Source organism: Neoroseomonas soli, from assembly GCF_018129065.1.
Taxonomy (GTDB): domain Bacteria; phylum Pseudomonadota; class Alphaproteobacteria; order Acetobacterales; family Acetobacteraceae; genus Neoroseomonas; species Neoroseomonas soli.
This window is the reverse complement of record NZ_JAAEDM010000062.1, coordinates 20,610-30,558: the sequence shown is the minus strand read 5'-3', so window position 1 is coordinate 30,558 and position 9,949 is coordinate 20,610. Positions and strand designations below refer to the sequence as shown.

9 protein-coding genes are annotated in these 9,949 nt (G+C 70.4%); 4 read left to right on the top strand and 5 right to left on the bottom strand.

The features are described 5' to 3' along the window. Nucleotides 1–361: 361 nt before the first annotated feature. Entirely contained in the window at nucleotides 362–1,555 is a 1,194-nt protein-coding gene (locus GXW76_RS18720; protein ID WP_211863620.1) for a phosphoglycerate kinase, read from the bottom strand. Nucleotides 1,556–1,596: 41 nt separating this feature from the next. Between GXW76_RS18720 and GXW76_RS18715 the strand changes: the two genes are divergently transcribed. After that, nucleotides 1,597–1,971, top strand: coding sequence for a DUF6636 domain-containing protein (locus GXW76_RS18715; protein ID WP_211863619.1), 375 nt, complete (start codon nucleotides 1,597–1,599; stop codon nucleotides 1,969–1,971). Between the two features lie 78 nt (nucleotides 1,972–2,049). Here GXW76_RS18715 and GXW76_RS18710 read toward each other — a convergent pair whose 3' ends face one another. The 3 genes from GXW76_RS18710 to tkt all read right to left on the bottom strand — a co-directional run bounded on the left by GXW76_RS18710 (nucleotide 2,050) and on the right by tkt (nucleotide 5,734). Beyond that, on the bottom strand, nucleotides 2,050–2,580 hold the full coding sequence (locus GXW76_RS18710) for a flavin reductase family protein (protein WP_246514507.1): 531 nt from the start codon (nucleotides 2,578–2,580) through the stop codon (nucleotides 2,050–2,052). A gap of 68 nt (nucleotides 2,581–2,648) precedes the next feature. Beyond that, nucleotides 2,649–3,671, bottom strand: a complete 1,023-nt coding sequence (gene gap / locus GXW76_RS18705) for a type I glyceraldehyde-3-phosphate dehydrogenase (RefSeq protein ID WP_211863617.1) — start codon at nucleotides 3,669–3,671, stop codon at nucleotides 2,649–2,651. A 29-nt stretch (nucleotides 3,672–3,700) separates the two neighbouring features. Then, complete coding sequence (gene tkt / locus GXW76_RS18700; protein WP_338150994.1) at nucleotides 3,701–5,734, bottom strand: transketolase; 2,034 nt, start codon at nucleotides 5,732–5,734, stop codon at nucleotides 3,701–3,703. A 428-nt stretch (nucleotides 5,735–6,162) separates the two neighbouring features. On the opposite strand from tkt, the gene GXW76_RS18695 reads away from it, so the two are divergent. Both GXW76_RS18695 and GXW76_RS18690 read left to right on the top strand, forming a co-directional pair. Beyond that, complete coding sequence (locus GXW76_RS18695) at nucleotides 6,163–6,864, top strand: VIT1/CCC1 transporter family protein (RefSeq protein WP_246514505.1); 702 nt, start codon at nucleotides 6,163–6,165, stop codon at nucleotides 6,862–6,864. A 310-nt stretch (nucleotides 6,865–7,174) separates the two neighbouring features. Beyond that, a complete protein-coding gene (locus tag GXW76_RS18690; RefSeq protein WP_211863614.1) occupies nucleotides 7,175–7,462 on the top strand; it encodes a hypothetical protein in 288 nt (95 codons plus the stop codon). A gap of 96 nt (nucleotides 7,463–7,558) precedes the next feature. Here the strand turns inward: GXW76_RS18690 and GXW76_RS18685 are convergent, their stop codons facing one another. Then, the gene (locus GXW76_RS18685) at nucleotides 7,559–8,803 is read right to left on the bottom strand and encodes a Zn-dependent hydrolase (protein WP_211863613.1); all 1,245 of its coding nucleotides are present in this window, start codon (nucleotides 8,801–8,803) and stop codon (nucleotides 7,559–7,561) included. Between the two features lie 412 nt (nucleotides 8,804–9,215). On the opposite strand from GXW76_RS18685, the gene GXW76_RS18680 reads away from it, so the two are divergent. Then, nucleotides 9,216–9,761: a septal ring lytic transglycosylase RlpA family protein gene (locus GXW76_RS18680; protein ID WP_246514504.1), complete on the top strand. Its 546-nt coding sequence runs from the start codon at nucleotides 9,216–9,218 to the stop codon at nucleotides 9,759–9,761. Nucleotides 9,762–9,949: the final 188 nt, after the last annotated feature.

Sequence of the window (9,949 nt, the reverse complement as noted above, 5' to 3'; positions counted from 1 at the left end):
CGCCGAGCGTGCGCTGCGGCGCCGGGCTTGCGGCGCCGCGCGCGGCCTCGGGCCGGTCGGGGCTCCGCACCGGCTGGAGGTCCGCGGTCCGCGTGACTTCCTGCGTGAAGGCGGCGAGGGAGTTCAGGCTGAGCATGCGGAGCATTGTCCAGCCGAGCCGTGAAGAATGGCTTAACCGGAGAGGGCCTCGCAGGCGGCGAACGGGACTGATGCGCATGGCCGCAGCCTGCGCCCGGAGTCCGTTAACCTTCCAGCAACCATTGCGTGCAGGCCGGGGTGCCCTGCCCGATTGGATATGCGCGCGGCCACCCCTCCGGCCCCGCGCGCTGAGACGCCCCGCAATGATGCCGGGCGTATCGGATCACGATGCCGAGAGCACCGCGACCCCCGGCAGCGTCTTGCCCTCCAGCCATTCGAGGAAGGCACCGCCGGCGGTGGAGATGTAGGTCATCCGCTCCGCCACCCCGGCATGGCGCAGCGCCGCCACCGTGTCCCCGCCGCCACCGATGGACTTCAGCGCGCCAGACTGGGTGAGGGAGGCGACGACCTGCGCGACCGCCACCGTGGCGGTGTCGAAGGGGGGCGTCTCGAAGGCGCCGAGCGGGCCGTTCCAGACCAGCGTCGAGGCGCCGCGCAGCCGCTGCTCGATTGCCTGTTCGGTCTCCGGGCCGACATCGAGGGCCATGGAGCCCTCGGGCACCGAATCGACGCCGACCGTGCGGGTGGGCGGGTTGGGCTTGAACTCTTCGGCCACCACGAGGTCGGAGGGGAGCAGGATCTCGCAGTTCGCGGCCTTGGCTTCCTCCAGGATGGCGCGGGCGGTGTCGTGCAACTCCGCTTCCTGGAGCGACCTGCCCATGCCCTTGCCCTGGGCGGCGAGGAAGGTGTTGGCCATGGCGCCGCCGATGACGAGCACGTCCACCTTCTTCGACAGGTTCCCGAGCAGGTCGAGCTTGGTCGAGACCTTCGCCCCGCCGACGATCGCCACCACCGGCCGCGCCGGATTGCCGAGCGCGGCATCGAGCGCCTTGAGTTCGGCCTCCATCAGCCGGCCGGCATAGGCCGGCAGCAGGCGCGCGACGCCCTCCGTGCTGGCATGGGCGCGGTGCGCGGCGGAGAAGGCGTCGTTCACATAGGCGTCGGCGAGTTTCGCCAGCGCGGCCGCCATGGCGGGGTCGTTCTTCTCCTCGCCGGCGTGATAGCGGGTGTTCTCCAGCAGCAGCACGCCGCCGTCCTGCAGCTTCGCGACCGCGGCCTCGGCTTCCGGCCCGATGCAGTCATCGGCCCAGGCGACGGGGCGGCGCAGCGCGGCGGAAAGCGCCTCGGCCAGCGGCTTCAGCGACATCTCCGGCACGCGCTTGCCCTTGGGGCGGTCGAAGTGGCTGCAGATGATGACGCGGGCGCCGTCGCCGGCCAGTTCCGCGATGGTGGGGCAGAGCCGCTCGATGCGCGTGCGGTCGGTGATGCGGCCGTCCTTCACGGGCACGTTGAGGTCGGCGCGCAGCAGCACCCGCTTGCCCTTGGCGTCCAGTGCGTCGATCGTTCTGTAGGACATCGCGTGAAGATCCTGGCGGGGAGTGGGGGATGATCCGGTGGGTGGCAGCCTTTGCCCTGTTGCCGGTCCTAGCATCGGCGCAGGGGGCATTCCAGTTGCCCTCGGGCAACATCCACTGCGCGGTCCACGAAGGGACGCTGCGCTGCGACGTGATGAACTTCACCTATGCTCGCCCGCCGCGGCCGCCGGGCTGTGATCTCGATTGGGGTGGCGCGGTGTCGCTGGGCGGGAAGGGCGTCGTGCAGGTGATCTGCCACGGCGACACCGTGGCGGACCCGGCGAATCCGGTTCTGGGTTATGGGCAGGCGTGGCAGGGGCCGGGAATGGCCTGCACGGCGGCACGGACGGGGCTGCGCTGCACGAACGGGGACGGGCGGGGGTTCGAGATGTCGCGGGGAAGGCTCAGGGTGTTCTGACGGGGGCGAGAGGGGCTTCGCCCCCCTCGCGCTCCCCCCACCAAAGGCCGAAAGGCCTTTGGAAACCAGGACGAAGGATCAGGCCTTGTCGGATGGAAGGGTGATCATCCTGCCGTCGACCGCGAACCGGCCCCAGCCCTGGTGGTGGATGGTCTTCGCGTCTCGGCGCTCGGGATCGATCCAGGCGTGCACGACCTCCAGCACGAACATGCAGTAGGCATTGACCATCCGCGTGTCGATCACGCGGCATTCCAGGTTGGCGAAGCAGTCGGGCAGCAACGGCGCCGCGACGTGGCGCGCTGGCTTCGTCACGATGCCGAGAGTCGCGAACTTGTCGGTATCCGCGCCTGAGCAATTGCCGATCGCCACCACGGTCTTCGCGAATTCCGCCGGCGGCACGGCGATGACGCATTCCTTCGTGCGCCGCAGCGCATGGAAGGAGTGGTTCCGGTTGCTGACGATGCAGGCGATCTGCGGCGGGGTGAACTCGACCATCATGTGCCAGGACATGGCCATGACGTTCGGAATGCCGCGATGGCTGGTGGCGAGCAGCACCACCGGCCCCGGTTCGATCAGCTGGTAGACCCGGTCCAGCGGGAACGACCGCAAGTGCCGGTGTCCAGAGGCCATTCGGCCTCTGGCGGGTGGGTTCGGGAGGGCAGAGCCCTCCCGAGCCATCAGAGGCTGCCGAACAGCGCCGCGGTGTCGCTCATGCGGTTCGAGAAGCCCCACTCGTTGTCGTACCACGACATCACGCGCACCAGGCCGCCATCGACCACCTGGGTCTGCGTCGCGTCGAAGGTGGACGAGGCCGGGTTGTGGTTGAAGTCGATCGAGACCAGCGGCTCGGTGTTGTAGGCGAGGATGCCCTTGAGCGGCCCGCTCTCGGATGCCGCCTTCATCACCGCGTTGATCGCTTCCTTGGTCAGGCCTTCGGTCTTGGCCGGCACGAAGTCGAGCGAGACGAGGGAGACGTTCGGCGTCGGGATGCGGATCGCGGTGCCGTCGAGCTTGCCCTTCAGTTCCGGCATCACCAGGCCCACGGCCTTGGCCGCGCCGGTGCTGGTCGGGATGGCGGACACGGCGGCCGCGCGGGCGCGGTGCAGGTCCTTGTGCAGCGTGTCCACGGTGTTCTGGTCGCCCGTATAGGCGTGGATCGTCACCATGTAGCCGCGCAGGATGCCGAAATTGTCGTGCAGCACCTTCGCGATGGGCGCGAGGCAGTTGGTGGTGCAGGACGCATTGGAGATGACGGTCATCTCCTTGGTCAGCGTCTGGTGGTTCACGCCGTAGACGATCGTCGCGTCGGCGTTGTCGCCGGGGGCGGAGATGATGACCTTGCGCGCGCCGGCGGCGATCAGCGCGGAGGCCTTCTCCTTGCTGGTGAAGATGCCGGTGCATTCCAGCGCGACGTCGACGCCCTGGAAGGGCACCTTGGTCGGGTCGCGTTCGGCGCTGACGACGATGGGCGCATAGGTGCGGCCATTGGCGGTGATGATGATCTTGTTGCCATCCACCGCCACTTCACCGGGGAAGCGGCCGTGCACGCTGTCGTAGCGGAACAGGTGGGCATTGGCCTCGACGCTGCCGAGGTCGTTGATGGCGACGCACTCGACATCCTTGCGCCCGCTCTCGATCAGCGCGCGAAGCACCAGGCGGCCGATGCGCCCGAAACCGTTGATGGCAACCTTAACGGCCATGTGTCTTTCCTTCCCGTCAGGAGTATCGATCAGGCGAGGCGCTTCTTCACCGCCGCCGCCACGGCATCTGCCGTGATGCCGAAATGCTTGAACAGGTCCTCCGCCGGGGCCGAGGCGCCGAAGCCGCCCATGCCGACGAAGATGCCGTCATTGCCGAGCCAGCGGTCCCAGCCGAAGCCGATCGCGGCCTCGACGCCGACGCGCAATGCCGGGCCGAGCACCTGCTCCCGGTAACCCGCATCCTGCGCGGCGAAGATTTCCCAGCAGGGCAGGGAGACGACCGCGGTGGGAATGCCCTCGGCTTCCAGCGCATCGCGCGCGGCCACCGCCAGATGGACCTCGGAGCCGGTGGCGATCAGCGTCGCCTTGCGCGCCGCGGAGGCTTCCGCGAGCACGTAGCCGCCGCGCGCGCAGCGGTTCTCGCCGGATTCGGCGCGCAGTGCCGGCAGGTTCTGGCGCGACAGCGCCAGCAGCGACGGACCGTCCGCGCGCTTCACCGCGAGCTCCCAGCACTCGGCCGTCTCCATTGCATCCGCCGGGCGGAAGACGAAGACGTTGGGCATGGCGCGGAAGGAGGCGAGGTGCTCGACCGGCTGGTGGGTCGGCCCGTCCTCGCCGAGGCCGATGCTGTCATGCGTGAGCACGTGGATGACGCGCTGGCGCATCAGCGCCGCGAGGCGGATCGCCGGGCGCATGTAGTCGCTGAACACCAGGAAGGTGCCGGAATACGGGATGATGCCGCCATGCAGCGCCATGCCGTTCATGGCCGCGGCCATGCCGTGCTCGCGCACGCCCCAGTGGACGAAGCGGCCGCCGAAGTTCCCCGGCGCGATGGCCGGGATGCCCTTCACGTTGGTGTTGTTCGACCCGGTCAGGTCCGCGGAACCGCCGACCATTTCCGGCACGCTCGGGACCAGGGCTTCCAGCGCCTTCTGGCTGGAGACGCGGGTGGCGAGCTTCGGCTTCTCCTCGGCATGCCTGGCGCGCAGCGCGGCGAGCGCCTCGTGCCAGGATTCCGGCAGGCGGCCGGCCATGGCGCGGTCGAATTCGGCCTGCTGTGGGTGCTTGGTCAGGCGCTTGAGCCAGGACCGGCGGGTGCCGGCGCCGCGGCGGCCGGCGGCCTCCCAGGCGGCCTTGATGTCCTCGGGCACGGTGAAGGGCGCCCCGGTCCAGCCGAGTGCCTCCTTCGCCGCCGCCGCTTCCGCGGCACCGAGCGGCGAGCCGTGCGAACCCGCCGTGCCCGCCTTGGTCGGCGCGCCGAGGCCGATGATGGTGCGGCAGGCGATCAGCGTCGGCTTGCGGTTGCGCGTGGCCCAGGCCATCGCGGCGGCCAGCGCCTCGGGGTCGTGCCCGTCCACGCGGCGCGTCGCCCAGCCATAGGCCTGGAAGCGCTTCAGCGTGTCGTCGGTGAAGGACAGCGCGGTGTCGCCGTCGATCGAGATGTGGTTGTCGTCCCACAGCACGCAGAGCTTCGACAGGCCGTAATGGCCGGCGAGCGAGGCGGCTTCATGGCTCACGCCTTCCTGCAGGTCGCCGTCCGAGGCGATGACCCAGGTGCGGTGGTCCACCAGCGAGGCGCCGAAGCGCGCGGCGAGCATCCGCTCCGCCAGCGCCATGCCGACCGAGGTGGCGAGGCCCTGGCCGAGCGGGCCGGTGGTCGTCTCGATGCCGGGGTGCTCGCCGAATTCCGGGTGGCCGGCGGCCGGGGAATGGAGCTGGCGGAACCGCTTCAGCTCATCCACACCCATGCCGGCATGCCCGGTCAGGTGCAGCAGGGCATAGAGCAGCATCGAGCCGTGGCCCGCGCTGAGCACGAAACGGTCGCGGTCGGCCCAGCGCGGGTCGGCGGCGTCGTATTTCAGGAACTTCGTGAAGAGCACGGTCGCGGCATCGGCCATGCCCATCGGCATGCCGGGATGGCCGGACTTCGCGGCTTCCACGCCGTCGATCGCCAGCGCGCGGATGGCGTTGGCGAGGCGCCGCGCCTCGGTCTCGGGGCGCGACAGGATCTCCGCCTGGGCGGCAAGCGCCGGGTTCGCGGAGGCGTCGGGCGTCGGGGCGATGCTGGCCAAGAGAGGGCACCTGCGGCTGCTGCTGGGGGGGTGCGAGCCGCTATAGAGGCGGGGGGGCCGGTGGGCAACCGGGTGGGGTGGATGCCCCCCATGCGCGCCACACGTCCGGCGCCGGCGGAAGTGGCCCGCATGCATCGATTCCGGCAGCCGGCAGGCCCGGGTTTGGCCTGGCCGGTCGCCGGTCGCGGCGGCACGCGGCGAAACGACCGATGCGAGGGACGGCACGCCCCGGGCGTTGATCCGCGCCGGCCCGGCGGATCGGGTCGTGGCTCGCCATCCGGATCGAGCCCCCGTGCGGTTCATTCCAAGGTGGGGTTGCGAAGATGCCGCGGCAGCCGCGATGCGCTAGCCTCGCTGGCATGGACACGCCTACGCAACCCTCTCGTCCCGAAGCGCTGAATCGCGACGGGCTCTGGCCCATGCCGCCCGGACCTCCGCACGAGGAGAAGCACTTCGCGCAGAACGAGGTGGTGCGCGACCTCGTCATTGGCGCCGCGGACGGCCTGACCGTGCCCTTCGCGCTGGCGGCCGGGCTTGCGGGTGCGGCGGTCGCCAACCCGCTGATCGTCACGGCGGGCCTCGCGGAGATCGCGGCGGCCTGCATCGCCATGGGCCTCGGCGGCTACCTTGCCGCGCGGAGCGAGGCTGACCACTACGCCTCCGAGCGCCGGCGCGAGGAGGAGGAGACGGTCGAATACGAGGACCGCGAGCGCTGGGAGGTCGCGGCGATCCTGCACCGCTACGGCGTGCGCGGCGATGCGCTGCGCCTCGCGGTCGATTCGATCTGCGCGGACAAGCGCCGCTGGGTCGATTTCATGATGCGCTTCGAACTCGACCTGAAGGAGCCGGAACCGCAGCGCGCCCGGCGCTCGGCCGTGACCGCCGGCGCGGCCTATGTGGCGGGCGGCCTGGTGCCGCTCGCGCCCTACATGCTGATGCCGGGCACCGGGGGGGCGCTTGCCGTGTCCGGCCTGCTCACCGCCTGCGCGCTGACCGGCTTCGGCTGGCTGAAGGCGCGCGCGACCGGGCTGCCGCCGCTGCGCGGGGCGGTGAATGCGCTTGCCGTCGGCGCCCTCGCCGGTGCTGCCGCCTATCTCGGTGCCAGGCTGATCGCCGGCTGAGGGGAACCCCGGCCCGGCGGCATGCCGTGGGCGGGTGTCCTCTCCCGCGCCGGCTGTCGGCCGATCTCTAGCTGGTGCGGGCCGAACCTGCTGCCCGCAGCGCGGGGGCCGGCTCCGTGGAACCGGCTCCGTGGAAAGGGCAGGGCGGGTCTCCCCCGTCGCCGAGGCGTTCTGCGCGGTGTCAGCGGCGAAGCAGGCAATCCGCCGCGCTCTCCGATCCCTGTCGCAGATACGAAACGAATGTTTGACGCGGCGCTGCGCGCGGGCGCAGCAATTCACCGTCGGCCCCTTCCACGATGAGGAATGCGCCATGTACGCGATGATCCGCAGCTACACCGCCACCGGATCGGTGGAGGAGATCGTGCGCCGCGTCGAAGCCTCGGTCCTGCCGATGCTGAAGTCGCACCCGGGCTTCCAGGCCTACTGGGCCGGGAAGAGCGAGGGCGGCGTCTTCTCGATCAGCCTCTTCGACAGCCAGGCGAACGCCGAGGCGGCGCACGAGAAGGTGCGCGGGATGGTGGCGGCCAACCTCGCGGAACTCCTGCCGCAGGCGCCGGTCGTCACGAAGGGCGAGGTGCTGGTGACGGCGACGCCGTGAAGCAAGCGCGCGGGGGAGGCGAACCTCCCCCGCGACCCCCTCCCTTTTTTCCCGGTCGGCAAGGCGCGCCCGGAGGGGCGGGCGCGACCCCCTGCGTCAGACGGTGCGGTTGGCGCGCGCCACCACGGCTTCGAACAGCACCTGGCAGCCGGCCTCGGCCTCCTCGGGCATGATGCTCTCGGCCTCGTTGTGGGACAGGCCGTCCTTGCAGGGCGTGAAGATCATCGCCGTCGGCACCGAGCGCGCGACATAGACGGCGTCATGCCCGGCGCCGGAGATGATCTCCCGCGCCGAGAGGCCCAGCCGACTGGTCGCCTGGCGCACCAGGTCCACGCAGGACGGATCGAAGGGCTGGGCCGGGATGCGGAACAGCTCGGACAGGTCGAGCCGGCAGCCGGTCTCGGCGACGAGCCTCGCGGCCTCGGCGGGGAAGGTCTCGGCGAGCGACAGGATCTCGGCGTCGTCGGGATGGCGGAACTCGACGCTGAAGCGCACCTCGCCGGGCACCACGTTGCGGGAGGGATGCATCACCTGGAGGTAGCCGACCGTGCCGCGGCCGTCCTCGCCGCGTGCGCGCATCAGCTGGTCCACCAGCGTCACGACGCGCGCGGCGGCGACAAGCGCATCCTTGCGCGCGGAAGGCGGCGTCGTGCCGGCATGGCTGTCCTGGCCGGTGATCACCGCATCGTACCAGACCTGCGCCTGCGCGCCGGTCACGATGCCGACCTGCTTGCCCTCCTTCTCGAGGATCGGGCCCTGTTCGATGTGCAGCTCGAAATAGGCATCGGCCGGGAAGGGCTTCGCGGCGTGCTCGCCCTTGTAGCCGATCTGGTCCAGCGCGTCGGAGACGCTGACGCCGTCGACATCGCGCAGGCCGTAGGCCTTGTCCTGCGAGTAGATCCCGGCCCAGACGCCGGACCCCATCAGCGAATGGCCGAAGCGGGAGCCTTCCTCGTCGGTCCAGTTCACCAGCTCGATCGGTGCGTCCGTGACGATGTTGAGGTCGTTCAGCGAGCGCATCACCTCGAGGCCGGCGATGACGCCGAGCGCGCCGTCGAACTTGCCGCCCGTCGGCTGGCTGTCGAGATGGCTGCCCATCAGCACCGGCAGGCGCTTCGGGTCGCGGCCCTCGCGGCGGGCGAACATGTTGCCGATCGCGTCCACGCGCACGGTCAGGCCCAGCGCCTCGCACCAGCCCTTGAAGCGGTCGCGGCCGGCCTTGTCGACGTCGGAGAGGGTCAGCCGCTTCACGCCGCCCTTCGGCGTTGCGCCGATCTCGGCCATGGCCATCAGGCTGTCCCACAGGCGCTTGCCGTCGATCCGCTGGTTGGTGCCGCTCATCGTTCCCCGTGCCCGTCCTGCTTCGGATAGGCCCGACTAAGCCCGCCTGCGCCGACTGTCCATCGCCCGCGGAGGGGGGGGTCCCGACCCCATGCGCTCCGTGCCTGAATACAATGTTCATGCGCGTGAGTTCAGTTGTATCGGGAACAAGTGAAAGTAGACGTAAAGTTGTGATACTTGACGAATAATTCAGATGACGACAGGTCGCCGGAGCAGTCCTGGGCGTCGGCGCGGGCCTTCGATGGGTGGGAACTGTTGCGCTCGGGCGCGATTTGCTGCATGGCATGGTTCGGCAGCCCCCCGGCTGCCCGTGAATTCAGGTGTCATCTGTTCGCTGGAGACCATCGCGCGCCGCCGGGCGTGCGTCCCCCCAACGGCTCGCGCAGCCAGAACCGCCCAGGAGAGTCCCCCCATGGGGTTCCAACGCCATGCCCCCCACCACCCCGCACGTGGCCAGATGCCGGACCGCCTCGCCGAGGACCTCCGCAAGGTCCGTGGCGGCAGATCGCGCAAGGCGACCCTGAGGGTCGTGGCGAGTTGTGCGGTGCTCGGCTTCTCCTCGCTGACCATGGGCTGCGCCCAGTCGGCCGAGGGCGGGCCCCAGCCGGTCGCCTCCGCCACCGTCGATCGGCCCGTGGGTGAGCCGCAGGTCGGCACCGCCTCCTACTACGCGCGCCACTTCACGGGGCGGCGTATGGCCAGTGGCGGCCGTTTCGACCCGCATTCCGATACCATCGCGCATCGGACGCTGCCCTTCGGCACCGTCGTCCGCGTCACCAACCTCAACAACGGCCTGTCCACCACGGGCACCGTGCAGGACCGCGGCCCCTGGACGCGCGGCCGCATCGTGGACCTCAGCCCGCGGATCGCGCGGAACCTGAACATGATCCAGAGCGGCCTCGCGCAGGTCGAGGTCGTTCCCGTCGAACGCGTCGAAGTGGCCGAGGCCGCCGACTGACGCCAGCGGTCAGAGTCCCGGCGGTCCAATTCATTGACCGCTGGCAACTGCCTTCTTGCCCCCGGACGCCGGGCAGGCCGCATCCGCGGCCTCGGCCTGCCTCGCAGGCCGCAGGTCAGGACATGGGGCTACCGGCTGACGCCAGTGGCGGCAGGCGCCGGCCCGGCAGATCCCGACCGAAGGGACGC

Bases quoted from the DNA above. Each gene is read 5' to 3' on its own strand.
- GXW76_RS18720 (WP_211863620.1), bottom strand. From the start codon at position 1,555: ATGTCCTACAGAACGATCGACGCACTGGACGCCAAGGGCAAGCGGGTG.
- gap (WP_211863617.1), bottom strand. From the start codon at position 3,671: ATGGCCGTTAAGGTTGCCATCAACGGTTTCGGGCGCATCGGCCGCCTG.
- GXW76_RS18695 (WP_246514505.1), top strand. From the start codon at position 6,163: ATGCCGCCCGGACCTCCGCACGAGGAGAAGCACTTCGCGCAGAACGAG.
- GXW76_RS18690 (WP_211863614.1), top strand. From the start codon at position 7,175: ATGTACGCGATGATCCGCAGCTACACCGCCACCGGATCGGTGGAGGAG.
- GXW76_RS18685 (WP_211863613.1), bottom strand. From the start codon at position 8,803: ATGAGCGGCACCAACCAGCGGATCGACGGCAAGCGCCTGTGGGACAGC.
- GXW76_RS18680 (WP_246514504.1), top strand. From the start codon at position 9,216: ATGGGGTTCCAACGCCATGCCCCCCACCACCCCGCACGTGGCCAGATG.